Raw genomic sequence first — 25,813 nt, forward strand, 5'->3', positions numbered from 1 at the left:
AACAAACGGCTCTGAGGGGAGCCGCGCAAAAACGACATGGACACCGTTCGGCACCGGACGGTTCGCGCGAGGGAGATGTTGATGAACGTTCAGCCCCAAACGGTTTCGGCAGCCGATACCGGGCAGCCACGCGAGAGGATCGAGCTGGCCGCCGCCTACCGCCTGATCGCGCATTATCACCTGGATGACAGCATCTTCACGCATATCTCGGCCCGGGCGCCGGCAGAGGAGGGCGAGCACGCCTTCCTGATCAACCCGTTCGGCCTGCGGTTCGACGAGGTGACGGCATCGAGCCTCGTGACCGTCGACATCAATGGCGACATCCTGCGCGACAATCACGGCGCGGGCATCAACAAGGCCGGTTTCACCATTCACAGCGCCGTCCATGCCGCGCGGCCCGATGTGCACTGCGTTTTACACACGCACACGGTGGCGGGCGTTGCCATCTCCTCCATGGAAGAGGGCATCCTGCCGCTGAACCAGTGGTCGCTGCAGTTTCACAACCGCCTTGCCTTCCACGATTATGAAGGCATTGCGCTCGATCTTGGCGAGCGCGAGCGGCTTGTGGCCGATCTCGGCGACCGCAATGTCATGGTCCTGCGCAATCATGGGCTTCTGACCTGCGGGCGCACGGTGGGCGAGGCTTTTGCGCTCATGTTCAACATGGAACGCGCCTGCCGCGCTCAGCTCGCCATCATGTCTTCGGGCGGCAGGCAGATCCGCATCGCCGAGGAGCTGGCCGAGAAAACGGCACGCCAATATGAGGGCTGGGACACCCATCACACCGGCAACAAGCCCGACCCGCAATGGGATGCCTTCCAGCGCCTCGCCATCAAGCATTATCCCGATCTCGTGGAGTGAGACCGGACTGAAGCAAAGCCACCATCCCGGCCGGTCAAGGGAGAACGACCTCTCGCCGGGCAACAGACAAGGGGAACGAAAGCCATGCTTAAAAGACTGACCACACTTGCCGCCGCCATGCTGGTTTCAACGGCGCTCCATGCCGAGCCAGTCTCGGGCGGGCGCGCCAATGTCGTGATCCAGCCCGAACCGCCAAGCCTGATGATGGGTCTGGTCCAGAACGGCCCAACCCAGATGGTTGCCGGTCAGATCTATGAGGGTCTGCTGCGCTACGACGAGAAGCTGCAGCCCATGCCGCAGCTTGCGAAATCCTGGGAAGTTTCCGAGGACGGCCTGACCTATACGTTCAAGCTGCACGACAATGTGAAATGGCATGACGGCGAGCCGTTCACCTCCGCCGATGTGGTGTTTTCCGCCGATGTCTTCCTGCGCGAAACGCATGCGCGCCTGCGCACCTCGCTGGAGCATGTGGACTCCATCACCGCGCCCGACGACACCACGGTCGTCTTCAAGCTGAAACAGCCCTTCGGCCCGTTCCTCGGCATTTTCGAGGCCGGCACGATGCCGATGGTGCCCAAGCACATCTATGAAGGCACGGATTACAAGAACAACCCGGCCAACAACACGCCGATCGGCACCGGGCCGTTCAAGTTCACCGAATGGGTGAAGGGCTCGCACATCCTGCTCACCAAGTTCGAGGACTACTACGAGGACGGCAAACCCTATCTCGACGAGATCTACTGGCATGTGATCCCGGACGCGGCTTCGCGCGCGGTCGCCTATGAGACGGGCGTGGTGGACATCCTGCCCGGCGGCTCGGTGGAGAATTTCGACGTGCAGCGGATCGCCGACATGGAGAACACCTGCATCACCGACAAGGGCTGGGAGTATTTCGGACCGCTGTCGTGGATGTGGCTCAACAACCGCGAAGGCCCGACCGCCGACAAGCGCTTCCGCCAGGCGGTAATGTATGCCATGGACCGCGACTTCGCCCGCGACGCGCTGTGGAACGGCCTCGGCAAGGTGGCCAAAGGCCCGGTGTCCTCGTCGACGCGTTTCTTCACCGACGACGTGACCGCATATGACCACGACCCGGAGAAGGCCAGGGCCCTGCTCGAAGAGATGGGCTATGACGGCGAGACCGTGCGCCTTCTGCCGCTGCCCTATGGCGAGACCTGGCAGCGCTGGGCCGAGGCCGTGAAGCAGAATCTCGGCGAAGTGGGCATCAATGTCGAGATCGTCTCCACCGATGTGGCCGGCTGGAACCAGAAGCTGGCCGAGTGGGACTACGACATGGCCTTCACCTATCTCTACCAGTATGGCGATCCGGCACTGGGCGTGGCCCGCACCTACATTTCCACGAACATTGCCAAGGGCTCGCAGTGGAACAATGTGGAAGGCTACGAGAACAAGGAGATCGACGATCTCTTTGCCAAGGCGGCAGTTGCCGTGACGGCGGAGGAGCGCCAGAAGCTCTACACCGAAGTGCAGCAGAAACTGGTGGATGACGTGCCGGTGGCCTGGCTGCTGGAACTCGGTTTCCCGACCATCTATCGCTGCAACGTGAAGGATCTCGTCACCACGGCCATCGGCGTGAATGACGGCTTCAAGGACGCCTATATCGAAAAATAGGCGACTGCCCGATCCGGGAATGCGCGGGCGAACCGCCCGCGCATCCTCACCTTGAGTCCGATCCTGCAGGGGCCCGATGCTACGCTTCATACTCATGCGCCTGGGCAAGGCGGCGATCATCCTGATCGCCATCCTGACGCTCAACTTCTTCCTGATCCACGCCGCGCCCGGCGATCCCGCTGCGGTGATGGCAGGCGAGGCGGGAGCCGCCGACGCCAAGTTCATCGCGCAGCTTCGCGAGCAGTTCGGCCTCGACAAGCCGCTGCTGACCCAGCTCGGTATCTACCTCAAGGGCGTGCTGCAGTTCGACCTCGGCTTTTCCTATCGCCAGCAGATGCCCGTGGCCGACCTGATCCTCGACCGGCTGCCCGCCACGCTGCTTCTGACCATGACGGCCTTCGTCATCTCGCTGCTGCTCGGCACGCTGGCCGGGGTTCTCGCCTCCGCGCGTGTCGGCAAATGGTCGGACACGGCGATCTCAACCCTGGCGCTGCTCTTCTATGCGACCCCGCTCTACTGGGCGGCCCTGATGGCCGTGCTTCTGTTTTCCGTCTATTTCAACTGGCTGCCGGGTTTCGGCTATGAGACGGTGGGGGCGAACTACACGGGCTTGCGCCGCGCGCTCGACATTGGCCAGCATCTCATCCTGCCCGCCACCACGCTCGGCCTCTTCTTCATGGCGGTCTATATGCGCATGACGCGCGCCTCCATGCTCGAAGTCAGCCAGCTCGACTTCGTCAAAACGGCGCGGGCCAAGGGGCTGAAACCCGGCATCATCCAGCGCCGCCACATCTTCCGCAACGCCATGCTGCCGGTGGTCACGCTCGCCGGCCTTCAGGCGGGCCAGCTCGTCGGCGGCGCGGTGCTGACGGAGACCGTGTTCGCGTGGCCCGGCATCGGACGCCTGATGTTCGAGGCGCTCGCCCAGCGCGATTACAATCTGCTTCTTGGCGTGTTCTTCGTGTCTGCCGCCATGGTGCTCCTGTTCAACCTCATCACCGACGTTCTCTATCGGTTCGTTGATCCAAGAATCCGGGTGGCATGATGGCTGATTTCTGGAAACGCTTCTCCCGCAATCGTGGCGCCGTCATCGGCCTTGCGATCCTCGCCATCGTGATTCTGGTGGCGCTGCTTGCGCCGCTGATCTTCCCACAATCGCCGTGGCGCATGGTGCAACGGCCCTTCCTGCCGCCGTTTTCCATGGACCAGTATCCGCTGGGAACCGACGCGCTTGGCCGTGACGTGATCTCCGGCCTTGCCTATGGGGCGCAGGTCTCGCTTCTGGTCGGCCTCGTCTCGACAGTCGCCGCCCTTCTGATCGGCATTCCCATCGGCGCGCTTGCCGGCTATTTCGGCGGCTGGGTGGACGATGCGCTGATGCGCTTTACCGAGTTCTTCCAGACTGTGCCGAGCTTTGCGCTCGCCATCGTTCTGGTGGCGATCTTCCAGCCCTCGATTGAATCGATCATCGCGGCAATCGCCATCGTGAGCTGGCCGCCGGTCGCGCGCCTCGTGCGCGGCGAGGTGCTTTCGCTGCGCTCGCGCGAATATGTGGAAGCGGCGATCCTTTCGGGCCAGACCAGCCTGACGATCATTCTGCGGCAGGTTCTGCCCAACACGATCTCACCCATCATCGTGCTTGCCTCGCTGATGGTGGCAACGGCGATCCTTCTGGAATCCTCGCTCTCCTTCCTTGGGCTCGGTGACCCCAACCTCATGTCGTGGGGCTACATGATCGGCGCGGCGCGCACGGTGATCCGGCAGGCCTGGTGGCTTTCCTTCTTCCCCGGCGTTGCCATTCTGCTCACCGTTCTGGCGCTGAACCTGATCGGCGAAGGGCTGAACGATGCGCTCAACCCGCGCCTTGCGCGGCGCGGCAAATAGGAGGGCGCGATGACAGAGCCCGTTCTCAGCATCAGGAACCTGAAGATCGCGCTGCCGGAGGGTGCCGACCGCGACTTTGCCGTCAACGACATCACCTACGATCTCTATGCAGGTGAAATCCTCTGCATTGTCGGAGAATCGGGTTCCGGCAAATCCATGTCGGCCAATGCGGCCATGGGACTTCTGCCCGATCTGGTGCGGCCGGTGGGCGGCGAAATCCTCTTCGAGGGCATGGACCTTCTGAAACTCTCGGAAACCGAGATGATGGATCTGCGCGGCAAGAAGATCGCCATGATCTTTCAGGAGCCCATGTCGGCGCTCAACCCGCTGATGCGGGTGGAAGACCAGATCGCCGAAGTGTTCGAGGCGCATGGTCTGCTGACGCCGAAGGAGCGTGCAGCGCGCGCCATCGAGCTTTTGACGGAAGTGGGCATTCCCGACCCTGAAAAGGCCGCGCGGGCCTATCCGTTCCAGCTTTCCGGCGGGCAGCGGCAGCGCGTCATGATCGCCATGGCGCTGGCGCTCGAACCGCGCATGCTGATCGCCGACGAGCCGACCACCGCGCTCGACGTGACCACGCAGGCGCAGATACTGGAGCTGATCCGCAATCTGCAGGAAAAGCACGGCATGGCGGTGATGTTCATCACCCATGATTTCGGCGTCGTTGCCGAGATCGCCGACCGCGTGGCGGTGATGCAATATGGCAAGATCGTCGAGGCCGGCACCGCCGACGAGGTTTTGGACAACCCGCAGCATGAATACACGCAAAAGCTGATCGCGGCGATCCCGAAGCTTGCCGCCGAGGCGAGCGGGGAGACAGTGAGCAAGACGCCGATCCTCGAAGTGGAAGGGCTCAACAAGACCTATGTGACCGGCGGCGGGCTGCTCTTTTCCAAGCCGCGCGTGGTGCATGCGGTCAACGATGTGAACCTGACGCTCAGCGAAGGCGAGACGCTGGGCATTGTCGGCGAATCCGGCTCCGGCAAATCGAGCGTCGGGCGCTGCCTCGTGCGGCTGATGCAGCCCGATTCCGGCACGGTGAAGCTCGCCGGACACGACATGGCGCAGCTCTCCGGCGAGGCGCTGCGCGAGGCGCGCAAATCGATCCAGATGATCTTTCAGGATCCCTATGCCTCGCTCAACCCGCGCTCCAAGGTGGGCCGCATCATCGCCGAAGGGCCGATGGCGCACGGGGTTTCCAAGCAGGAAGCCTATGCGCGAGCGGTCAAGCTTCTGGAACTGGTGGACCTCGATGCGCTCGCCATCGACCGCTACCCGCACGAGTTTTCCGGCGGGCAGCGCCAACGCATCGGCATTGCCCGCGCATTGGCGCTGGAACCGCGCGTCATCATTGCCGACGAGGCGGTTTCGGCGCTGGACGTTTCCATTCAGGCGCAGGTGCTCGATCTGCTGGCGGAGCTGAAGGAGCGGCTCAATCTGGCGCTGATCTTCATCACCCACGATCTGCGCGTCGCCGCCCAGATCTGCGACCGCATCGCCGTGATGCAGAAGGGCAAGGTGGTGGAGATGGGGCCGGCGCATGCCATCTTCAACAACCCTCAGAGCGACTACACGCGCACCCTGATCGAGGCCATTCCCGGCCGCGAGAAGGAGCTGGCGGCGGCGGGGTAACGCGGTGACGACTGGAGCTCACTTCAACGCGGTGCGTGCCCATTCCCTCGCCCTTCGACAAGCTCAGGATGAGGGAACGGGCATGGACATGCTGGTGTCTGCTGCAAGGAGTGCCGAAACCTCCGCGTCTCCACCATCAGCCCTCATCCTGAGCCTGTCGAAGGGCGAGGGCGGGATGACGGGCGCCATCGCTCACCACTCTCAACACTAATCCGCAGGAACCACCAACGTGGACGAACAACTGGCACAGAAAATCCTCGCAGCCGTCGAGGAAGGCTTTGAAGAACAGATCGGCTTTACCGAAGACCTGATCCGTTTCCCCTCGCTGCGCGGAAAGGAAAAACCCGCGCAGGAATTCGTTCACAAGGCGCTCGAAGCGCGTGGCTATGCGGTCGAAACCTTCCATATCGACGAAGACAAGATCAGGGATCATCCGGGCTTTTCGCCCGTGGCCGTCGATTATTCCGACGCGGTGAACGTGATCGCCACCCACGAGCCGCGTGAAAACAGGGGCCGGTCGCTGATCCTCAACGGCCATATGGATGTGGTGCCGGAAGGCCCGCACGATATGTGGGAGGTCTCGGCACCCTATGAACCGAAGCGCGAGGGCGACTGGCTTTACGGACGCGGCGGCGGCGACATGAAGGCCGGCATCGCGGCCAATATTTTCGCGCTCGACGCGCTGCGCCGCATCGGCCTGCAGCCGGCGGCGAAAGTGCATGTGCAGAGCGTGGTGGAGGAAGAATGCACCGGCAATGGCGCGCTCGCCTGTCTGGTGGAGGGCTATACGGCGGATGCCGCCATCATCCCCGAGCCGGAAGACGAGATGCTGGTGCGCGCCAACACCGGCGTTTTGTGGTTCGAGGTCAATGTGTCGGGCCACCCCGTGCATGTGCGCGAGGCGGGCACGGGGGCCAACGCCATCGAGGCGAGCTTCCGCGTGATCGAAAGCCTGAAACGCCTGACCGAGGCGTGGAACGCCGAAAAGGCGAACTACCCCTATTTCGAGGATGTGGACCATCCGATCAACTTCAATGTCGGCAAGATCGAGGGTGGCGACTGGGCCTCCACCGTGGCGGCCTGGTGCAAGCTCTCCTGCCGCATCGCCATCTATCCCGGTGACGACCCGAAGGATCGCGCAGCGCAGATCGAGGCGCATCTGGCGCGTGAGCTGGCCGATGATCCCTTTCTGGGCAATCGTCCTCCAGAGGTGATCTGGAACGGATTTTTCGCGCGCGGCTATGTGCTGGAGGAAGGGACCGATGCCGAAAAGGCGCTGGCCGAAGCGCATCGCGCGGCGACCGCGAGCGAACTGAAAAGCTTCGTGACGCCGGGCTATCTCGATGCGCGGGTGTTCGTGATCTATGCGGGCATGCCGTGCCTCGTCTATGGCCCGATCACCGAGAACATCCACGGGTTCGACGAGCGCGTGAGCCTTTCCTCCATCAAGCGGGTGACGGGCGCGATCGCGCTTTTCATCGCCGACTGGTGCGGCGTGGAACCCATCGATGAGGAGGCCGCAAATGGCTGACGGACGGGTGATCGAGGGGGTTTATCTGAGCACCGCCTTCGATCTGCACGCGCTTTATGGCCATGCGCTGGCACCGCATGCAGGCACGATACGCCTGCGCCATCCGCATGAAATCGATAATCCGGAGGAAATCCGTTTTGCCCTCAGCTGGCGGCCGGCGGACGATGCGTTTCTGCCCTATCCGAATTTGCGGCTGGCGAACTCCATCGCCGCCGGCGTCGACAGCATCATCAACTGTCCGAGCCTGCCCGAAAACGCACTGGTTGCGCGGGTGCGTGACGAGGACCAGGGCGATGTGATGGCCGGGTTCGCGGCATGGCATGTGATCTGGCATCACCGCAACATGCGCCATCACATCGTGCATGAGGCAAAGCACGAATGGGCGCGGCTCATCCCCTCCACCACGAAGCCGCCGCGTGAAACGCCGGTGGGCATTCTGGGTTTCGGCCTGATGGGGCGCGCCATTGCCCGCGCGGTGACGGCCATGGGGTTTCCGGTGGTGGCTGCCGCGCGAAGCGCGCCCAGGGAGACGCTGCCCAGCGTGCGCTTCGAGAGCGGGGAAGGAGCCGCCCAGCGCGTTGCCGAGCAGACCGCCATTCTGATCAACGTGCTGCCGCTGACGCAAGAGACGCGCGGCCTGCTCGATCTCGATTTCTTCAACCGCATGCCTGAAGGCGCGTCGCTGATCCAGCTTGGGCGGGGCGAACATCTGATCGAGGCCGATCTTGTGCGCGCGCTCGACAGCGGGCGCATCGCCTCCGCCTCGCTCGACGTTTTCGACGTGGAGCCATTGCCAAAAGAGCACCCCTTCTGGGCGGATGAACGCATTCTCGTGACGCCGCATCAGGCGGGCGACTGCTCGCCGCACACGATGGCGGAACAGCTTGCCCGCGCCGCGCAGGCTGTGGTGGCGGGAGAAATACCGGAAACGGTGGTCGACAGATCCAACGGATATTGAAGGACGACGATGAAAGCCATTTTCGACGAACGCCAGTTGCGGCACACGCCGGAGCGCTATTTCCGGCGCGGGGCCTATATGCCCCATCCCGAGCAGGCTGAACGCGCGATCCTGATCCGCGACATGCTGATCAAAAACGAATTCCCCATCGAGAAACCCCGCGATTTCGGCGACGGGCCGATCAAGGCCGTGCACGATCCGGACTATGTGGATTTCTGGAAGGACGCCTACCAACGCTGGCGCGCGGAGGCGCCGGATCAGGAACCGATCCCCAACTGCCACCCCGGCCCGCGCCGGGGGCGGCCTTCCTCCTCCGTTTTCGGCCAGCTCGGCTGGTGGGCGACCGACACGTCGGTTCCGCTGACGGAAGGCACGTGGGAGGCCGTCTACTGGTCGGCGCAGACGGCGCTTGAGACCGCCGAGCGCGTGAAGGAAGGCGAACGCATGGTCTATGGCCTGTGCCGCCCGCCGGGGCATCACGCGCTTTCCAACGCGTCGAACGGCTTCTGCCTGTTCAACAATGCGGCCATCGCAGCGCAAAGCCTGCGCGAACGCTTCGGCAAGGTGGCGGTGCTCGACATCGACACGCATACGGGCAATGGCACGCTCGACATCTTCTATGATCGCGGCGACGTTTTCGTTTGCTCGCTGCACACGGACCCCGACCTCTACCCGACCTATTATCTCGGCTATGAGGACGAGCGCGGCGAGGGCGAAGGCGAGGGGGCGACGCTCAATCTCTGCCTGAAACCCGGATCGGACACGGAAACGATCCTTGGCCGCTTCCGCGAGGGGCTTGCGGCCATCACCGCCTTTGGCGCGGAGGCGCTGGTGATTTCGCTGGGGCTCGACATGGCGGCGGACGATCCGCTCTCGGAAGTGAAGCTCACGGGCGACGGCTTTGCCACCATGGCGCGCGAGATCGCGGCTCTGGGGCTGCCAACGGCGCTGATCCAGGAAGGCGGTTATCTCGGCCCGTCGCTTTCGAGAAATGCGGAGATATTCCTCACCGCCAGCCGCGAGGCGCTGGCGGGCTGAGACAGCTCAGAGCGTCATTGCACGCTTTGCGGATCGGGTGCTGGCTGAACCGGGGTGACCGGCCTTGCCAGCGCCCGCTCGCGGAACACGATGTAGAGCCCCGCTCCCATGGTGATGGCGATGCCGAGTGCCGCCAGCCCATTGGGCAGATCGCGGAAGATGAGCCAACCAATGACCGTGGCGAACGGGATCTCCAGATACTGGATCGGCGCCACCGTGGCCGATGGCGCAAAGCGCAGCGACCATGTCATCAGGAGATGACCGAACGTGCCGAAGAAGCCAGAGGCGGCCAGCAGCAGCATCTCCCGCAGATCGGGCTGCACCATGTGCAACTGCGGCAGGTCGAGCCCGAGATTGACGAAGGCCAGCGCGCCAAAACCGATCATGGCATAGATGCCGCTCACCACCTGAAGCGCGATGGGGTCGGCATCGCGCGAGATCTGGCGTGTCACCAGCATGTAGCCGGAGAAGGCGACCGCCACGAGAAGCGGCAGAAGTGCTGGCGCACCGACACTCAAAAAGCTCGGCTGCACAACGAGCATGGTGCCGACGAAGCCCACCGAACAGGCGGCAAGCCGCCTTGGCCCCACATCTTCGCCGAGAAAGAATTTTCCGAAGGCCAGCATGATGAAGGGCATGACGAAGGCGATGGCGACCGCATCGGCCAGCGGCAGATAGCGCAGCGACATGAACATCGCGCCAATGCCGGCAATGTGGAGCGCCGTGCGCAGCACGGTGAGGCGCATGACGCGCGACGGCAGAAGCAGCGACTTGCCGCTCCACCACACGACCGGCAGGAGGAACACCACCTGCGCGGCGAAACGCACGACCAGAAGCTCGAACAGCGGAATGGTCTCGCCCAACAGCTTCGCGATCGAGTCGCCCAGAGGGGCGACCGCGCAAAACCCGATCATCAAAAGGATGCCGACAAGCGGCCGGTCGTTTGACATTGCGCGACCCTATGGAGCGAAGCCGGAGCGCGCAATGTCACATGGCGTCAAAACGGTACGGCCAGCGAGGGAAATCCGCGCTGGCCGATTTTACCTCAGGCGGCCTGTGCCTTCGGGCCGGTGTCGGGCTGGTAGGTGCGGCCGAAGCGGTTTGCCAGAAAATCCTCGAGCGCGATGTCTTCCTGCTGGACAAAGCCCTTGGATGGCAGCTTGCCGTTGGCGAGCAGGTCGAGCACGGTGCAGATGCCGGCGGCGGTGGTCTTCTGGATGGCGCTGCGGGCAGTTGGCCCGGCCGGGTCCGCAAACACGCTGTTGGCGTAGCTCTCCTGCACCAGCCGGCCATTTTTCAGGCCGGTGATGGTGACGAAGATCACGACCACATCCTGCATGGTGGTGGGCAGCGCGTGCTCGAAAATCTCTTTCAGAAGATCGCGGCGTTCGCTCAGGCGCAGGTCGTTCAGAAGCATCTTCATGATCGAGGCATGGCCCGGATAACGGATCGTGCGGTAGTTGAGATTGCGCACACGGCCCTTGAGCGATTCGCAGATGGAGCCGAGCCCGCCAGAGGTGTTGAACGCCTCGTAGCGCACGCCATCGAGCGAGAATTCCTCATGACCCTCAAGTGGCGCGACTTCCTTCATCTCGCCATCGACGATGGCTTCGCAGGGCTCGCAATATTCGTTGATGACGCCTTCCGGCGACCAGGTGAGGTTGTAGTTGAGCGCATTGGCCGGAAACTGCGGCAGCGCGCCGACGCGCATGCGCACATCGTGCAGCGTGTCGAAACGCTTGGCGAGCGAATTGGCGGCGATGGTGATGAAGCCCGGCGCGAGCCCGCATTGCGGGATGAAGGCCGTCTCGGCGGAAGCGGCGATTTCCTTCACGCGGCGGGTGCTTTTCACGTCCTCGGTCAGGTCGAGATAGTGAACGCCCGCTTCGGCGGCCGCCTCGGCGATGGGCACCGTGAGGTGATAGGGGGCGGCGTTGAGCAGGGCGAACTTGCCCGTGAGAACGGCGGCCAGCGCCTTCGTGTCGGAAAGATCGACCGCGACACCGGAGATCTGCGGGTGAGAGGGCAGGGCCGCAAGCTGCTCCGCCGACCGGTCGGCGACGGTGACCGTGTAATCGCCCGAGGCGACCAACATGTCTGCGATGGCGGACCCAATGCGCCCGGCTCCCGTGACAACGATTTCTTTCATCCCGCTCCCTTTCGAATTTGTCTGGCGATTGTATCTGGCGATTCTGCCTGGATGTTTGTCCAGTCTGGCTTTGATCGACGTTGAATCGAAGTATCAATCCGGGTAATTTCACTCGCGATTTTATGCATATCGACGAATGGAATTAGCAATATGACGACAACGGACGCAGATCGGGCGGTGATTGCGCTGTTGCGCGAGAATGCGCGCATGCCGGTGTCGGAAATCGCCCGGCGGCTGGGCGTCTCGCGCTCCACCGCGCAGAGCCGGCTGGAGCGGCTTGAGCGCAGCGGAACGATTGCCGGCTATATGGTGCGGCTGTCGGGCGAATATGACGCCGCGCAGATCCGCGCGCATCTGCTCGTCACGGTGTCGCCAAAGCTTTCCGGCGATGTGATTACGGCGGTGGAGAAGATGAGCGCCGTGCGCACGGTTCACTCCGTGAGCGGATCGTTCGACATGATTATCATCGTCGAAGCGCCGTCAGTGGCCGAGCTCGATGCGGTGATCGATACGATCGGAGCGCTGAAGGGCGTTGACCGGACAATGAGCTCGATCGTCCTGTCAACGCGGATCGACCGGTAAGGCTTCAGCGATCCGCTGACGCGAAACCGTCATCCCGGAAGTCCGAAGGGCTATCCGGGACCCATTGGAAGAACGCCATGGAGCGCGGCCCGGCAGTGGTTCGGCTGGATGGATGCCGGTGGCGCCTTCTGCGGAGATCGGCCTTGCCGCTCAATGGGTCCCGGCTCTCCCTCCGGTCGGCCGGGATGACGTCAAAGTTGCACCGCTACTCCACCGCCATCCGCGCCGCGCCGCGCCTGCGGGCAATCTCATAGGCGATGGCGCCCAACACCGTGATCGCGATCATGATGAGCGCCAGCGCATTGACGGCGGGCGTCAGCCCCGTGCGCACCTTGGTGGCGATGTAGACCGTGAGCGGCGTGTCGAAACCGCGCACGAAGAGCGTGGTGTTGTAGTTTTCGATGGACTGGAGAACGGCAAGAAAACCGGCGGCGATGAGTGCCGGTTTCAGGAAGGGCAGCAGAACGCGGCGAAACACCATGAATTTCGACGCGCCGAGGCCAAGGGCCGCTTCTTCCTGCGTGGGATCGAAGCGCTGGAGGCGCGCCGTAATCATCAGCATCACATAGCAGATGATGAAGCTTGCCTGCGCGACCACGATCAGGAAAACACCGCCCCCTACGCCAAGCTGCCGCCAAAGAACCAGCGTGGCGATGCCGATGACCACGCCGGGCGTGAGCAGCGGCGACACCATGACCGCATACATGAAGCTGCGCGCGCGCGCATGAAGGCTGGTGAGAACAAGCGCTGCCGCGGTGCCGATGGGCAGGACGGTGATGACCACGAAGAAGGCGACGACGAAGGAGGTCCACAGCGACTGCCACATGCCGCTGTCGCTCCACAGCGCATCGAACCATTGCAGCGTGGTGCCGCGCCACGGCGTTACCGTGGGGAAGCGGCTGGTGTTGAATGTGGCGATGCCCATGATGGCGAGCGGCGCGAAGAGATAGAGAAAGAACGCCACCATATAGAAGCCGAACATGGCACGGGCGATGCGGTCGGCAGCATTCATGCGCGATCCTCCGGGGCTGGCCGGAGAGGCCGGTGCTGCCCCTCACCTGCCTGCCGGCATCCTCTCCCCGTAAACGGGGCGAGGAAAGGCAATGGGCATCTCGGCGCGTTTCCTTCTCCCCGTGCGCGGGGAGAAGGTGCCCGAAGGGCGGATGAGGGGCAGCACTGGCTTTTGTAAATGGCCACGGCGCTCATTTTGCCACCTCCGTCAGGCTCACGCGGGCAATGCGCAGCGTGACGAGCACCACCGCAAGGCACAGCACCAGCAGTACCAGCGCGTAAGCCGCACCGCGGTTCCAGTCGCCGCCCTCGAAGAACCAGTTGTAGATGATCTCGGTGAACCAGCGGCTGCCCGGCGCGCCGAGGAGCGCGGGCGCGACATAGCTGCCGGCGGCGAGCATGAAGGTGAAGACGCAGCCCGTGGCGATGCCCGCCTTGGCATGCGGGATGACCACCCGCCAGTGAATGCGCCAGGTGGAGGCGCCGAGGTCGCGCGCGGCCTCGATCTGCGATTTGTCGAGCGATTCAATGGCGTTGTAGATCGGAAACAGCATGAACAGGATGTAGGCATAGGTCATGCCGGCCAGCACCCCGCCATCGCCATACCAGCGCACCGGCTCATCTATGATGCCGAGCGAAAGCAGGAAAGCATTCAGCGGGCCGCGAAACGCGAGCAGGATATACCAGGCGAGCGTGCGCAAGACCTCGTTGATCCAGAACGGAATGGTGAGGGCCAGAAGCACAACCGCCGTCTGGTTCACCGTCGCGTGCTGGGCGAGCCAGAACGCCATCGGATAACACACCAGAAAGGTGATGAAGGCGACAAGCGCGCTCGCCCACACGGTCTTGAAGAAGATCGCGCGGTGGACGCCCTCATTGGCCAGATAGAGAATATTGTCGAGCGAGTAGACATCGTTCGGCCCGCCAAGCTGCGAGGGCGGCAGGTTGGGCCGCAGCGCGTAGTCGATCATCATGACATTGGGCGCAAGCACCATGCCGGCAAGCCATGCGCCGACCAGCGCCACAAACAGCGTGCCGAGGCCACCGCCGAAGCGTCTGTAGAGCTCAGACATCGGGCAGCACCACCGCATTTGCACTTTCAAAACCGAAGCCGGATTTTTCGCCGATGGCGGGGGCGCTCGCAAGTTCGGTGCTGGCAATGGAGGCGACCAGCGGCGTGCCGTCTTCGGCAACGCCGTGCGCCAGCGCGAAGGCGCCCTCGAAGTCGATCCGTTCGATGGTGGCGGCAAGCCGGTTGGCGCCACCCCTGGGCTTCAGCGCTTCGGGCCGCACATAAAGCTTTGCCGCCGCGCCGCCGGAAAGCCCGTCGCCGGCGCGGCCGGTCAGCGTGCCATGGGCGGTTTCCACCGTGGCGATGCCGTTGTCGATGCCCTTCACCGTGCAGGAGAGCGCGTTGGTCTCGCCAACGAAGGTGGCGACGAAGGGCGTGGCCGGGTTGTCGTAAAGCTCGCGCGGCGCCCCCACCTGCTGCACCACGCCGGCGCTCATCACCGCAACGCGGTCCGACATGGCAAGCGCCTCGGACTGGTCGTGCGTGATGTAGATGAAGGTCACGCCGGTGCGCTTTTGCAGGGCGCGAAGCTCGGCGCGCATGTGCTGGCGCAGCTTCAAATCGAGCGCCGATAAGGGCTCGTCGAGCAGCAGCACCTGCGGCTCGACCGCGAGCGCGCGGGCAATGGCAACGCGCTGGCGCTGACCGCCGGAAAGCTCGCCCGGCATGCGGTCGCCATACCCTTCAAGCGCGATCAGCTTCAGGAGTTCGTCGGCCTTCTTGCGGCGCTCGGCCTTCGAGACGCCGCGCGCCTCAAGCCCGAAGGCGATGTTTTCCCACACGGGCATCAGGGGGAAGAGCGCAAGCGACTGGAAGATCATCGCCGTCGGGCGCTGATTGGGACCGAGCGGTGTCATGTCCTGCCCGCCGATCAGGATGCGGCCTTCGGTCGGGTTCAGGAAACCGGCAATGACGCGCAGGAGCGTGGTTTTGCCACAGCCGGACGGCCCGAGAATGGAGAAGAATTCTCCGCCTTCAACCGTGAAGGAGACGTCGTCGACGGCGCGGGTCGCGCCGAATGTGACGCCGACATGATCGAGCTCTACGGAATGTGACATGGTCCTCCCCCGGGGTCCCCCGGTGTTTTGTGGGCTTTCGCAAGGATTGTCCGGTGGCGCCCGCCCCTCATCCGCCTGCCGGCACCTTCTCCCCGCATGCGGGGAGAAGGAAGATGGCCGCAACGTCTATGCCCCCCTCTCCCCGCCTGCGGGGAGAGGGTAAGGGTGAGGGGCGCGCGCCGTCAGTTCATCCGGCTTCCTCAGGCCGAGAGGAAACGGTCCTGATATTCGTTGCGCTTGGCAACGAACCAGCTTTCCTGGATCGGCCACCACCACAGCTTGTCCAGCGCGTCGCCCGGATAGGCGGCGGCGAAGAATGCCTTGGCGTCGTCAGACGTCATGTCGGCAGCGCCCACGGCGGTGGAGTTGATCGAGGTCGCGTTGGTGTACATGGCGCCGGCTTCCGGCGTCAGGAACCAGTTGATGAAGGCATAGGCCTGGTCGAGATTTTCCGCACCCTTCGGGATCGCCACGCCTTCCATCCACGCCAGCGCGCCTTCCTTCGGCGCGATGAAGCCGATGGGCAGGCCTTCCTTGGCGAGTGCCGCGGCGGTCGAATCCCAGGTCTGGCCGATCGCGCAGCCATTGACGCGGAAGGCACCTTGCGCCTCGTTCTCGTTGGACCAGAACTGCGCGATGTTGGCCTTGCGGGCAATCGCCTCCTCGAGAATCACGTCGTAAATCTTGACCATGTTCTCTTCGGATTTGAAGGCGTCGGTCATCGGCATGGGCAACTTGCCCTCGCCTTCGAGCCAGAGGCCGAGGCCGACGAGGCCCGAATGGCCGCGCACGGTGGCCTTGCTCTTCATTTCCGGCTTCCAGATGTCGCCATAGGATGCGGTGCCATATTCGAGCGGCGCCTGATCCTTGTCGAAGGAAACGGCTTCCGTACCCCAGTCGGTGGGCACCTGATAGCGCTTGCCGTCGATCACCGCGCCAAGATTTGCAGAATTTGTCCAGGCGCTCGGCAGGCAGTTGTCGACGTTGACCTTGCTTTCGTCGATGGGCTGCACGAGCTCGAACTCGACATAGTTGGGCACGCGGTCGACCGTCGGCCAGATGATGTCGAACCCGCCGCCATTGTTGGCGCGAAGCTGGTTCAGAAGCTCGTCATTGGTGCCGTAGGGCGTGTAGTTCGCCTTGATGCCGGTCTCTTTTTCGAAAGCGGCCAGCATCTCGTCGTTCAGATAACCGGCCCAGGCGAAGATGTTGACCGAACCGGAGGAGCCCTGCGCATAGCTGCGCGAAATGAACGGAGCGGCAAGCGAAAGGCCGGCCACCGAAGCAGCGCCCTTGATGAAGTTGCGTCGTTTGATCAGTGTCATGAATGCACTCCCCTGATTTCTGCGTTGAGATCGCAGGCGTTATTCCCGCTATGTTACAGCGCGATGACCGGGCGGCAACAAAAATCAGAGTTTACGAGTGAAGTTGCTCAAAGTCTCAGGAGATCGACAGTCTTTCCGCCACGTTTTTCAGACTGGCGAGAGCCGTTTCGACATTCGCCGCCTGCGCATCGTCGAGTTGCTCGAAGTAAGGGCAGGTCAGCACAGCGAGCGCATCGCCCGAAGGGCCGAAGACGGGGACGGAGATATCGCGCACCCCGACGAGCTGGAGGCTGTTGCCGATGCGGTGGCCTTTCGAGCGGACCTCTTCCAGCGCCGGCTCCATCTCCGCCAGATGTTTCACCTGCGCGGAACTGCCCCAGATCGCCAGGGTCTCGCTGCGCCGGTCCGGGCTCTGGAAAGCGAGCAGCGTCTGGCCTGAACCGGTGGTGAGCAGATCGAGCTGGGCACCGGGACGCAGGCGAAACTCCCAGTTGGCGGGGCTGCTCGCCTGGGCGACCACGATGGCATAACCGCGCTCGGGCACCACCAGATGCACCGATTGATGCGTCTCGCGGGCGAACATGTCCATCAACGGCAGAGCGCGGGCGGCGAGACGGCGCAGCGGCGGGTGCTGGCTGCCGAGCACAAACAGCTTCATGGTCAGCGCATAGCGGTCACCCTCCACGGAGCGGCTCACATAATCCCGCGCGACGAGCCTCTCCAGCATGCGATAGATTTCGCTCGGTCCCCGGCCCATCGCCTTGACGATTTCGGCCCGGGTGAGGCCATAAGGCTGACTGGACAGAAGCTCGAGAATGTCGAGCCCCTTGTCGAGCGCGGGCGCGCGATAGCGGTCTTCGGTGGTCTTCTTGCTGTTCACGTCATGTCCTCCGACCGGCTGCTTTGATGAGGAATTGAGCCTCTTGTCAACTTTGATGTTGCAATGCACTTTTATATATGAATAGACTATTTGTATATAAACGATGATGGGGCTGCGGCTCAACAGGGAGGAGGTCATCGTATGCGACTACAAGGGAAGCGGATCCTGATATCCGCTGCGGCTCAGGGTATCGGCCGCGCCAGTGCACTTGCCTGCGCCGCTGAAGGGGCGTCGGTCATCGCCGTCGACATCAATGAAGAGGGGCTTGCCGCGCTGGCCGCCGGGGGCGACACCATAGAGACGCACCGCCTCGACGTGCGCGATCGCGCGGCAATCGATGCGCTCGCCGCAAAGACCGGCGGGCTCGACGGGTTGTTCAACTGCGCCGGCTTTGTTCACAACGGGACGATTCTCGACGTGTCGGAAGAGGACTGGGCGTTCAGCACGGATCTCAACGTCACCTCCATGTATCGCATGACGCAGGCTTTCCTGCCGGGCATGCTGGAGAGGGGAGGTGAGACGGGCAGTGTCTCCATCCTCAATATGGCCTCGATGGCCTCCTCGATCAAAGGCTTCGCCAACCGCGCGGTCTATGGCACCACCAAGGCGGCGGTGATCGGTCTGACGAAATCGGTCGCTGCCGACTTCGTCAAGCAGGGCGTGCGGTGCAACGCGCTGTGCCCCGGCACGGTCGACACGCCATCGCTGCGCGGTCGCATCGCCTCGGCGGCCGATCCCGTGCAGGCGGAGAAGGACTTCATCGCGCGCCAGCCCATGGGGCGGCTCGCCACGGTGGACGACATCACACCGCTGGTGCTGTATCTTCTTTCGGATGAAAGCCGCTTCGTCACCGGGCAGGCGGTGCTCGTCGACGGCGGCGTGACGATCTGAGGATCGTGCCATGGCAACGGTGTCAACAATCGTGACGACCGAAGCCGGAACAGATGGTGTCCGGCCGGTCGTTTCCATGCGCGGCATCGAGAAGCGCTTCCCCGGCGTGCACGCACTGAAAAATGTGCGCTTCGAGCTCATGCCTGGCGAAGTGCACGCCCTGATGGGGGAAAACGGGGCGGGCAAGTCCACGCTCATGAAAATCCTGTCGGGCATCTACCCGAAGGATGACGGCGAGGTGCTGGTCGACGGCCAGCCGGTCGTGATCGAAAGCCCGCGCGCGGCGCAGGATCTGGGCATCAGCATCATTCATCAGGAGCTCAGCCTGATGAATGATCTGAACGCGGCCCAGAACATCTTCATCGGTCGCGAGCCCCGCCTGCGTTTCGGCCGGCTGGACGAGGCCGCGCTCAACCGCCAGACGGCGGAAATCTTCGCCTCCATGAACCTGAAGCTCGACCCCAGGGCACAGGTGGGCGGGCTGACCATTGCCAAGCAGCAGATGGTGGAGATCGCCAAGGCGCTCTCCTTCCATTCGCGCGTGCTGATCATGGACGAGCCGACGGCGGCCCTGAACAATGCCGAGATCGAGGAACTGTTCGTCATCATCCGCCGGCTGAAGGCGGAAGGTGTCGGCATCATCTACATCTCGCACAAGATGGACGAACTGAAGCGCATCGCCGATCGCGTAACGGTGATGCGCGACGGGCAATATGTGGACACCGTTTCCGCCGCCGACACGCCGGTGAGCGAGATCATCTCCATGATGGTGGGGCGGGCGCTGACCGACAGCGCGGTGGAGGTGCCGGACCTCGATCAGGCGCCAGTCGCGCTCGAAGTGAAGGGTCTCACGCGCGGGCGCGAAATCCGCAATGTCAGTTTCTCGGTGAGAAAAGGCGAAATCCTCGGCTTTGCCGGGTTGATGGGCGCCGGCCGCACGGAAGTGGCGCGGGCGATCTTCGGCGCCGATCCGCGCGAGGCCGGCGAGATCTCCATCCATGGAGCGCCTGTCGACATTCGCACCCCCGCCGATGCGGTCGCTGCCGGCATTGGCTACCTTTCAGAAGACCGCAAGCATTTCGGTCTTGCGGTCGGCATGGACGTGCGCGCCAACGTCGCCATGGCGAGCCTGGAGCGCTTTACCGGCAGGCTCGGCGCGCTTGACGAGGCGGGCATGCGCGACGCCGCGCGCGGCTATATCGACCAGCTCGCCATTCGCACCCCTTCCGACCGGCAGGAGGTGCGGCTGCTCTCCGGCGGGAACCAGCAGAAGGTGGTCATTGCCAAATGGCTTCTGCGCGACTGCGACATCCTCATCTTCGATGAGCCGACACGCGGCATCGACGTCGGCGCGAAGAGCGAAATCTACAAACTCTTGAACGGGCTGGCGGCGCAGGGACGGGCGATCATCGTGATCTCCTCCGAACTGCCGGAAGTGCTGCGGCTCAGCCACCGCATCGCCGTCATGTGCGAGGGCCGGCTGACAGGCATTCTGCCGGGAGGGGCGGAAACCAGCCAGGAAGACATCATGCGCCTTGCCACAGAACGCGAGAGCGCCATGGAACCGGTGGGAGGAGAAGAATGAGCACCGTGGAAGCCACTCCGCAGGCCGGCTTTGCCGCACGGCTTCTGCAGGCGGGCGCGCACCAGAAACTGCTGGCCTTCATGAGCCTGATCATACTCCTGATCGGCTTTTCGCTGGCCTCGCCAAACTTCATGCAGACCTCGAACATCATCGCCATTCTGCAGGCGACCTCGGTGAACGGGGTTCTGGCCATTGCGGCCACGCTCGTCATCATCACCGGCGGCATCGACCTTTCAGTCGGCACGCTGATGACGTTCTGCGCCGTTATCGCCGGCGTGGTGCTGACATATTGGGGCCTGCCGCTGCCGTTCGGCGTTCTCGCGGCCATTGGCGCCGGTGCGCTGTGCGGCCTCACCTCCGGCACTTTCGTCGCCAAGATGAAGATCCCGCCCTTCATCGCCACGCTCGGCATGATGCTGATGCTCAAGGGGCTGTCGCTCGTCATCTCCGGCACGCGGCCGATCTATTTCAACGACACGCCGGGCTTTACCGAGATTTCCCGCGGATCGCTGATCGGCGAGGTCATCCCCGCCCTGCCTATCCCCAATGGCGTGCTGATCCTGTTTCTCGTGGCCATCGCAGCCAGCTACATTCTGGGCCGCACCGTGCTCGGGCGCTACACTTTTGCACTGGGTTCCAACGAGGAATCGGTGCGCCTTTCCGGCGTCAACACGGATGCGTGGAAGATGGCGGTCTATGCGCTGGCCGGCGGCATATGCGGCATTGCCGGCCTGCTGATCGCCTCGCGCCTCAATTCCGCGCAGCCCGCTCTCGGCCTCGGCTACGAGCTTGAGGCGATTGCCGCCGTCGTCATCGGCGGAACCTCGCTTGCCGGCGGGCGCGGCACGATCCTCGGCACGCTGATCGGCGCCTTGATCATGGCGGTTCTGGCCAATGGCCTGCGCATCCTCTCGGTGGCGCAGGAATGGCAGACCGTGGTGACGGGCGCGATCATCATTCTCGCCGTCTATGCCGACATGATGCGCAAGCGGCGCATGGGATGAGTTTCAACACAAAGAGGGCGGTGAACGCCCCGGGTTTCGACCAGATGAGTGAGTGTGAACAAGAAACCGGAGGAGGAAACATGTTCACGAGACGCGCAATGCTGGGCGCCATCAGCGCCGCAGCCCTCGTCGCGAGCGGTATGGCCGCTTCGGCGCAGGACAAGATGTATATCCCGCTGATCTCGAAAGGGTTCCAGCACCAGTTCTGGCAGGCCGTGAAGGCCGGCGCCGACAAGGCCGCTGAAGAGCTGGACGTGGAGGTCACCTTCGAGGGACCGGACAATGAAACCATGGTCGACCGCCAAATCGACATGCTGGCGGCGGCGCTTGCCAAGAAGCCGGCAGCACTCGGCTTTGCCGCCCTCGACAGCCAGGCGGCCATCCCGCTCCTGAAACAGGCGGATGAGGCGGGCATTCCCGTGATCGCCTTTGACTCCGGTGTCGACAGCGACATCCCGAAAGCGACAGCCTCGACCGACAATCTGGCCGCAGCGGCCCTTGCCGCAGACAAGATGGCAGAACTCATCGGCGGCGCGGGGCAGGTTGCCGTGGTCGCCCACGACCAGACGAGCCGCACCGGCATCGACCGCCGCGACGGTTTCGTCAATCAGGTGAAGGAGAAATATCCGGACATCGAGATCGTCACCATCCAGTATGGCGGCGGCGACCACCTGCAGTCGACGGAGATCACCAAGTCCATCCTCCAGGCCAACCCGGATCTGAAGGGTATTTTCGGCACCAATGAAGGCTCCGCCATCGGCGTGGTCAATGGCGTGCGCGAGATGGACCGCACCAATGTTGTGATCATCGGCTACGATTCCGGTGCACAGCAGAAAGAGGCAATCCGCGATGGCCTGATGGCCGGCGCGATCACGCAGAACCCGGTCGGCATCGGCTACGAGACGGTCAAGGCTGCCGTGGCCGCCGCCAAGGGCGAAGAGGTGCCCGCGGCGATCGACACAGGCTTTTACTACTACGACAAGACCAACATAGACGATCCGGAAATCGCAGCCGTTCTTTACGACTGACGGATCTTCACGACCGCTCCGGGGAAACCCTCCCCGGAGCATCTTTCAAGCCAACAGGACATGACATGAAGCTTCTCCGCTACGGCCCGCGCGGCCAGGAAAAACCGGGCCTCCTGGACAATGAGGGCCGCGTGCGCGATCTCTCCGGCGTGATTGCCGATCTGGCCGGCCCGGCGCTTGAACCCGAGGGCATCGCCAGGCTGAAGGCGCTCGACCCGGCCAGCCTGCCGGTGGTCGAAGGCACGCCGCAGGACGGTCTGCGGCTGGGCCCCTGCGTGGGAAGCATCGGCAAATTCATCTGCATCGGCCTCAACTATGCCGACCACGCCGCCGAAACCGGCGCGGACATTCCAAAAGAGCCGATCATCTTCAACAAATGGACCTCGTCCATTGTCGGACCGGACGACGATGTGGAACTGCCACGCGGCTCTCTGAAGACCGACTGGGAAGTAGAGCTCGGCGTGGTGATCGGCAAGGGTGGGAAATACATTGCGGAACAGGATGCGCTTTCCCATGTCGCCGGTTACTGCGTGGTGAACGACGTTTCGGAACGGGAATACCAGATCGAGCGCGGCGGCACCTGGGACAAGGGCAAGGGCTGCGACACATTCGGCCCCACCGGCCCCTGGCTGGTGACGCCGGATGAAGTGAACGACGTCGACAGTCTGGGCATGTGGCTGGAGGTGGATGGCAGGCGCTATCAGGACGGTTCCACGTCAACGATGATCTTCCGCGTGCCGGAGCTGATTGCCTATGTCAGCCGCTTCATGAGCCTGCAGCCCGGCGATGTGATCTCCACCGGAACGCCGCCCGGCGTCGGCATGGGGCAGAAGCCACCGGTCTATCTGAAAGGTGGCGAAGTGATGCGCCTCGGCATTGAAGGGCTGGGCGTACAGACACAGAAAGTCGTGAGCGCAAAATGACCAAGATTACCGGCCTGCGTACCATCGATGTGCGCTTTCCCACCTCCGACCATCTGGATGGCTCGGATGCGATGAACCCGGATCCGGATTATTCGGCAGCCTATGTGATCCTTGAAACCGATGGAGACCATGAAGGCCATGGCCTGACCTTCACCATCGGACGCGGCAACGAGATCTGCTGTGCGGCCATCGAGGCCATGCGCCATCTCGTCGTCGGGCTCGACATGAACTGGGTCGCCGAGGATATGGGCCGTTTCTGGCGGCATGTCACCTCCGACAGCCAGTTGCGCTGGATCGGGCCGGACAAGGGCGCGATCCATCTGGCGACGGGCGCGGTGGTCAACGCCGTGTGGGACCTGTGGGCAAGGATCGAAGGCAAGCCCGTCTGGCGGCTGGTCGCAGAAATGAGCCCCGAAGAGCTCGTGCGCTGCATCGATTTCCGCTACATCACCGACTGCATCACGCCCGAAGAGGCGCTTTCATTCCTGCGCGAAAAAGCGGCAGGCAAAGAAGAACGGATCGCCACGCTCGAGCGCGAGGGCTACCCCTGCTACACCACATCCGCCGGCTGGCTCGGCTATGACGATGAAAAGCTGCGGCGGCTCTGCCAGGAGGCTGTGGATGCCGGGTTCCACCATGTGAAAATGAAGGTCGGCCGGGATATCGACGACGATATTCGCCGTTTGACCATCGCCCGCGAGGTGGTCGGCCCGGACGTCAATCTGATGATCGATGCCAACCAGGTGTGGGAGGTGGACGAAGCCATCGAATGGGTGAACCGGCTCTCCTTCGCCAAACCCTGGTTCATCGAAGAGCCCACCAGCCCGGACGACATCGAAGGGCATCGCAGGATCCGTGAAGGTGTCGCGCCGGTTGAAGTTGCCACCGGTGAAATGTGCCAGAACCGCATCATATTCAAGCAGCTCATCATGCGTGGGGCCGTCGATGTGGTGCAGATCGATTCCTGCCGGCTCGGCGGTGTGAACGAGATTCTCGCGGTGATGCTGATGGCGGCGAAGCACGGGCTCAAGGTATGCCCGCATGCGGGCGGTGTCGGCCTTTGCGAATATGTGCAGCATCTCTCCATGATCGACTATCTGTGCATCGCCGGCACACGCGAGGGGCGCGTCATCGAATATGTCGACCATCTGCATGAGCATTTCGTGGAACCCTGCGTGGTCCGCAACGCAGCCTATATGCCGCCGCAGGCACCGGGCTTCTCCATCGAGATGAAACCGGCCTCGCTGGAGAAATACCGTCACCGCGCAGCCGGGGAGCGGGTGCCGGCATGAGAGCTTCGGACCCGGTTGCGCTGCGCGCCAGCACCGCGCAGCCGGTCACGCTGACGCGCATGGGATTTGGCGGCGCGCCGCTCGGCAATCTCTATCGCCGGGTCGAGGAAGCGGACGCGCAGGCGACGCTGCAGGCCGCCTTCGACGGCGGCATGCGCTATTTCGACACCGCGCCGCAATATGGCCTCGGGCTTTCCGAACAGCGCTTCGGGCAGGCCATCAGGCGCTTCGGGCGCGATGCGATCACGCTCTCGACCAAGGTCGGGCGGCTTCTGGAAGACTGCCCGCCCGACGCGGTGACGCCCACCGCCTTTGTCGACACGCCCCAGAAAAAAATCGTCTACGACTACACCTATGATGGCGTGATGCGCAGCCATGAGGCGAGCCTCGCGCGGCTCGGTGTGGAGCGTGTCGACATCCTTCTCGTGCACGATGTGGACGTTTTCACCCACGGCAGTCAGGAGGCAAGCGCCGCGAAGGTGCGCGAGCTTTTTGACGGTGGCGGCTATCGCGCGCTCTGCGAGCTGAAAGAGGCGGGGCAGGTGCGGGCCATCGGCGCGGGCGTCAATGAATGGCAGGTGTGCGAACGCCTGCTCGGGCTGGGCGATTTCGACGCTTTTCTCTTGGCCGGGCGCTACACGCTTCTGGAACAGGAAGCGCTCGACAGTTTCCTGCCGCTCTGCGTGAAGCGCGATGTCGGCATCATTCTGGGCGGACCCTACAATTCCGGCATTCTGGCGACCGGGGCCATTGAGGGCGCGCGCTATAATTACGAGCCCGCGCCGGCAGACATTCTTGAAAGGGTGCGGCGGATCGAGGCCGTGTGCGCCGCGCACGGCGTGCGGTTGATCGAAGCGGCTCTGCAATTCGTGATGGGGCACCCGGCGGTGCGCACGGTTATCCCCGGTGCGATGACACCGGAAGAAGTGCAGGCGAACATCGCGCTCTTTTCGCGTAACGTGCCTGCCGGATTGTGGTCTGACCTCAAGGGCCAGAACCTGATCCGGCCCGACGCACCGACACCGGAGGAAAACTGATGCTGCGTGGTATCGACCCCATTCTCTCACCCGATCTCCTGCGCATCCTGCGCGCCATGGGCCATGGCGACGAGATCGTCATTGCCGATGCGAACTTTCCCGGCGAGGCGAGCGCGCGAGATTTCGTGCGGCTCGACGGCATTTCCGCGCCGCGAGTGCTGGAGGCGGTTCTGAGCGTGATGCCGCTCGATTCCTTTGTCGACGATCCCGCGATCAGCATGCAGATGGTGGACGACCCGGATGGCGTGCCGCCGGTGGTGGCCGAGTTTCAGACCGTGATAGACCGGGTGGCGGACAACCCCGCGCAGATCAGGCCGCTGGAACGCTTTGCCTTTTATGACCGCGCGCGCGATGCCTTTGCCATCATCCAGACGGGCGAGCGGCGCTTCTATGGCAATATGATCCTGAAGAAGGGCGTTCTGCCGCAAGAGGGCGCCTGA

24 protein-coding genes are annotated in these 25,813 nt (G+C 63.4%); 17 read left to right on the forward strand and 7 right to left on the reverse strand.

Annotation, left to right across the window (positions count from 1 at the left end):
• Positions 1-81 precede the first annotated feature (81 nt).
• From KUG85_RS18575 to KUG85_RS18610, 8 genes are all read left to right on the forward strand, one after another.
• A complete protein-coding gene (locus KUG85_RS18575; protein WP_065818050.1) occupies positions 82-861 on the forward strand; it encodes a class II aldolase/adducin family protein in 780 nt (259 codons plus the stop codon).
• An 84-nt stretch (positions 862-945) separates the two neighbouring features.
• Positions 946-2,493, forward strand: coding sequence for an ABC transporter substrate-binding protein (locus KUG85_RS18580; protein WP_223006513.1), 1,548 nt, complete (start codon positions 946-948; stop codon positions 2,491-2,493).
• A gap of 76 nt (positions 2,494-2,569) precedes the next feature.
• Complete coding sequence (locus tag KUG85_RS18585) at positions 2,570-3,538, forward strand: ABC transporter permease (protein WP_223006514.1); 969 nt, start codon at positions 2,570-2,572, stop codon at positions 3,536-3,538.
• Positions 3,538-4,377, forward strand: coding sequence for an ABC transporter permease (locus KUG85_RS18590; RefSeq protein ID WP_065818051.1), 840 nt, complete (start codon positions 3,538-3,540; stop codon positions 4,375-4,377). The genes KUG85_RS18585 and KUG85_RS18590 overlap by 1 nt, the downstream gene beginning before the upstream one ends.
• Before the next feature lie 9 nt (positions 4,378-4,386).
• Positions 4,387-6,009, forward strand: a complete 1,623-nt coding sequence (locus KUG85_RS18595; protein ID WP_223006515.1) for an ABC transporter ATP-binding protein — start codon at positions 4,387-4,389, stop codon at positions 6,007-6,009.
• 229 nt (positions 6,010-6,238) lie between these two features.
• Positions 6,239-7,540 (forward strand): ArgE/DapE family deacylase, encoded by a 1,302-nt coding sequence (locus KUG85_RS18600; protein WP_223006516.1) that lies wholly within the window; start codon positions 6,239-6,241, stop codon positions 7,538-7,540.
• Positions 7,533-8,498, forward strand: a complete 966-nt coding sequence (locus tag KUG85_RS18605) for an NAD(P)-dependent oxidoreductase (protein WP_223006517.1) — start codon at positions 7,533-7,535, stop codon at positions 8,496-8,498. The genes KUG85_RS18600 and KUG85_RS18605 overlap by 8 nt, the downstream gene beginning before the upstream one ends.
• A gap of 9 nt (positions 8,499-8,507) precedes the next feature.
• The gene (locus tag KUG85_RS18610) at positions 8,508-9,536 is read left to right on the forward strand and encodes a histone deacetylase family protein (RefSeq protein ID WP_223006518.1); all 1,029 of its coding nucleotides are present in this window, start codon (positions 8,508-8,510) and stop codon (positions 9,534-9,536) included.
• A gap of 14 nt (positions 9,537-9,550) precedes the next feature.
• On the opposite strand, the gene KUG85_RS18615 is transcribed toward KUG85_RS18610, so the two are convergent.
• Both KUG85_RS18615 and KUG85_RS18620 read right to left on the reverse strand, forming a co-directional pair.
• Positions 9,551-10,486, reverse strand: a complete 936-nt coding sequence (locus tag KUG85_RS18615; RefSeq protein ID WP_223006519.1) for a DMT family transporter — start codon at positions 10,484-10,486, stop codon at positions 9,551-9,553.
• Between the two features lie 95 nt (positions 10,487-10,581).
• Positions 10,582-11,685 (reverse strand): saccharopine dehydrogenase family protein, encoded by a 1,104-nt coding sequence (locus KUG85_RS18620; protein ID WP_223006520.1) that lies wholly within the window; start codon positions 11,683-11,685, stop codon positions 10,582-10,584.
• Between the two features lie 150 nt (positions 11,686-11,835).
• Here KUG85_RS18620 and KUG85_RS18625 point away from each other — a divergent pair, with 150 nt between their 5' ends.
• Positions 11,836-12,267 (forward strand): Lrp/AsnC family transcriptional regulator, encoded by a 432-nt coding sequence (locus tag KUG85_RS18625; RefSeq protein WP_223006521.1) that lies wholly within the window; start codon positions 11,836-11,838, stop codon positions 12,265-12,267.
• A 205-nt stretch (positions 12,268-12,472) separates the two neighbouring features.
• Here the strand turns inward: KUG85_RS18625 and KUG85_RS18630 are convergent, their stop codons facing one another.
• From KUG85_RS18630 to KUG85_RS18650, 5 genes are all read right to left on the reverse strand, one after another.
• Positions 12,473-13,279: an ABC transporter permease gene (locus KUG85_RS18630; RefSeq protein WP_223006522.1), complete on the reverse strand. Its 807-nt coding sequence runs from the start codon at positions 13,277-13,279 to the stop codon at positions 12,473-12,475.
• A 190-nt stretch (positions 13,280-13,469) separates the two neighbouring features.
• On the reverse strand, positions 13,470-14,351 hold the full coding sequence (locus KUG85_RS18635) for an ABC transporter permease (RefSeq protein WP_223006523.1): 882 nt from the start codon (positions 14,349-14,351) through the stop codon (positions 13,470-13,472).
• Positions 14,344-15,408, reverse strand: coding sequence for an ABC transporter ATP-binding protein (locus KUG85_RS18640; protein WP_223006524.1), 1,065 nt, complete (start codon positions 15,406-15,408; stop codon positions 14,344-14,346). Before KUG85_RS18640 ends, KUG85_RS18635 begins: the two co-directional genes overlap by 8 nt.
• 200 nt (positions 15,409-15,608) lie before the next feature.
• A complete protein-coding gene (locus KUG85_RS18645) occupies positions 15,609-16,733 on the reverse strand; it encodes an extracellular solute-binding protein (protein ID WP_223006525.1) in 1,125 nt (374 codons plus the stop codon).
• A gap of 115 nt (positions 16,734-16,848) precedes the next feature.
• Positions 16,849-17,613, reverse strand: coding sequence for an IclR family transcriptional regulator (locus KUG85_RS18650; RefSeq protein WP_223006526.1), 765 nt, complete (start codon positions 17,611-17,613; stop codon positions 16,849-16,851).
• 141 nt (positions 17,614-17,754) lie between these two features.
• On the opposite strand from KUG85_RS18650, the gene KUG85_RS18655 reads away from it, so the two are divergent.
• From KUG85_RS18655 to KUG85_RS18690, 8 genes are all read left to right on the forward strand, one after another.
• Positions 17,755-18,504, forward strand: a complete 750-nt coding sequence (locus tag KUG85_RS18655; RefSeq protein ID WP_223006527.1) for an SDR family oxidoreductase — start codon at positions 17,755-17,757, stop codon at positions 18,502-18,504.
• A 10-nt stretch (positions 18,505-18,514) separates the two neighbouring features.
• Positions 18,515-20,089, forward strand: coding sequence for a sugar ABC transporter ATP-binding protein (locus tag KUG85_RS18660; protein ID WP_255606493.1), 1,575 nt, complete (start codon positions 18,515-18,517; stop codon positions 20,087-20,089).
• A complete protein-coding gene (locus KUG85_RS18665; protein WP_007007278.1) occupies positions 20,086-21,093 on the forward strand; it encodes an ABC transporter permease in 1,008 nt (335 codons plus the stop codon). Before KUG85_RS18660 ends, KUG85_RS18665 begins: the two co-directional genes overlap by 4 nt.
• 80 nt (positions 21,094-21,173) lie before the next feature.
• The gene (locus KUG85_RS18670; protein ID WP_007007277.1) at positions 21,174-22,121 is read left to right on the forward strand and encodes an ABC transporter substrate-binding protein; all 948 of its coding nucleotides are present in this window, start codon (positions 21,174-21,176) and stop codon (positions 22,119-22,121) included.
• A gap of 65 nt (positions 22,122-22,186) precedes the next feature.
• A complete protein-coding gene (locus KUG85_RS18675; RefSeq protein WP_223006528.1) occupies positions 22,187-23,044 on the forward strand; it encodes a fumarylacetoacetate hydrolase family protein in 858 nt (285 codons plus the stop codon).
• Positions 23,041-24,336, forward strand: a complete 1,296-nt coding sequence (locus KUG85_RS18680; protein WP_223006529.1) for an L-fuconate dehydratase — start codon at positions 23,041-23,043, stop codon at positions 24,334-24,336. The genes KUG85_RS18675 and KUG85_RS18680 overlap by 4 nt, the downstream gene beginning before the upstream one ends.
• A complete protein-coding gene (locus KUG85_RS18685; protein WP_223006530.1) occupies positions 24,333-25,373 on the forward strand; it encodes an aldo/keto reductase in 1,041 nt (346 codons plus the stop codon). Before KUG85_RS18680 ends, KUG85_RS18685 begins: the two co-directional genes overlap by 4 nt.
• On the forward strand, positions 25,373-25,813 hold the full coding sequence (locus tag KUG85_RS18690) for an RbsD/FucU family protein (RefSeq protein ID WP_223006531.1): 441 nt from the start codon (positions 25,373-25,375) through the stop codon (positions 25,811-25,813). The genes KUG85_RS18685 and KUG85_RS18690 overlap by 1 nt, the downstream gene beginning before the upstream one ends.

The organism is Nitratireductor rhodophyticola, from assembly GCF_019891355.1.
GTDB lineage: Bacteria > Pseudomonadota > Alphaproteobacteria > Rhizobiales > Rhizobiaceae > Nitratireductor > Nitratireductor rhodophyticola.

Coding starts and splice junctions, on each gene's coding strand:
- KUG85_RS18575 (WP_065818050.1), top strand. CDS start 82: ATGAACGTTCAGCCCCAAACGGTTTCGGCAGCCGATACCGGGCAGCCA.
- KUG85_RS18580 (WP_223006513.1), top strand. CDS start 946: ATGCTTAAAAGACTGACCACACTTGCCGCCGCCATGCTGGTTTCAACG.
- KUG85_RS18585 (WP_223006514.1), top strand. CDS start 2,570: ATGCTACGCTTCATACTCATGCGCCTGGGCAAGGCGGCGATCATCCTG.
- KUG85_RS18590 (WP_065818051.1), top strand. CDS start 3,538: ATGGCTGATTTCTGGAAACGCTTCTCCCGCAATCGTGGCGCCGTCATC.
- KUG85_RS18595 (WP_223006515.1), top strand. CDS start 4,387: ATGACAGAGCCCGTTCTCAGCATCAGGAACCTGAAGATCGCGCTGCCG.
- KUG85_RS18605 (WP_223006517.1), top strand. CDS start 7,533: ATGGCTGACGGACGGGTGATCGAGGGGGTTTATCTGAGCACCGCCTTC.
- KUG85_RS18610 (WP_223006518.1), top strand. CDS start 8,508: ATGAAAGCCATTTTCGACGAACGCCAGTTGCGGCACACGCCGGAGCGC.
- KUG85_RS18615 (WP_223006519.1), bottom strand. CDS start 10,486: ATGTCAAACGACCGGCCGCTTGTCGGCATCCTTTTGATGATCGGGTTT.
- KUG85_RS18620 (WP_223006520.1), bottom strand. CDS start 11,685: ATGAAAGAAATCGTTGTCACGGGAGCCGGGCGCATTGGGTCCGCCATC.
- KUG85_RS18625 (WP_223006521.1), top strand. CDS start 11,836: ATGACGACAACGGACGCAGATCGGGCGGTGATTGCGCTGTTGCGCGAG.
- KUG85_RS18630 (WP_223006522.1), bottom strand. CDS start 13,279: ATGAATGCTGCCGACCGCATCGCCCGTGCCATGTTCGGCTTCTATATG.
- KUG85_RS18635 (WP_223006523.1), bottom strand. CDS start 14,351: ATGTCTGAGCTCTACAGACGCTTCGGCGGTGGCCTCGGCACGCTGTTT.
- KUG85_RS18640 (WP_223006524.1), bottom strand. CDS start 15,408: ATGTCACATTCCGTAGAGCTCGATCATGTCGGCGTCACATTCGGCGCG.
- KUG85_RS18645 (WP_223006525.1), bottom strand. CDS start 16,733: ATGACACTGATCAAACGACGCAACTTCATCAAGGGCGCTGCTTCGGTG.
- KUG85_RS18655 (WP_223006527.1), top strand. CDS start 17,755: ATGCGACTACAAGGGAAGCGGATCCTGATATCCGCTGCGGCTCAGGGT.
- KUG85_RS18660 (WP_255606493.1), top strand. CDS start 18,515: ATGGCAACGGTGTCAACAATCGTGACGACCGAAGCCGGAACAGATGGT.
- KUG85_RS18665 (WP_007007278.1), top strand. CDS start 20,086: ATGAGCACCGTGGAAGCCACTCCGCAGGCCGGCTTTGCCGCACGGCTT.
- KUG85_RS18670 (WP_007007277.1), top strand. CDS start 21,174: ATGTTCACGAGACGCGCAATGCTGGGCGCCATCAGCGCCGCAGCCCTC.
- KUG85_RS18675 (WP_223006528.1), top strand. CDS start 22,187: ATGAAGCTTCTCCGCTACGGCCCGCGCGGCCAGGAAAAACCGGGCCTC.
- KUG85_RS18680 (WP_223006529.1), top strand. CDS start 23,041: ATGACCAAGATTACCGGCCTGCGTACCATCGATGTGCGCTTTCCCACC.
- KUG85_RS18685 (WP_223006530.1), top strand. CDS start 24,333: ATGAGAGCTTCGGACCCGGTTGCGCTGCGCGCCAGCACCGCGCAGCCG.
- KUG85_RS18690 (WP_223006531.1), top strand. CDS start 25,373: ATGCTGCGTGGTATCGACCCCATTCTCTCACCCGATCTCCTGCGCATC.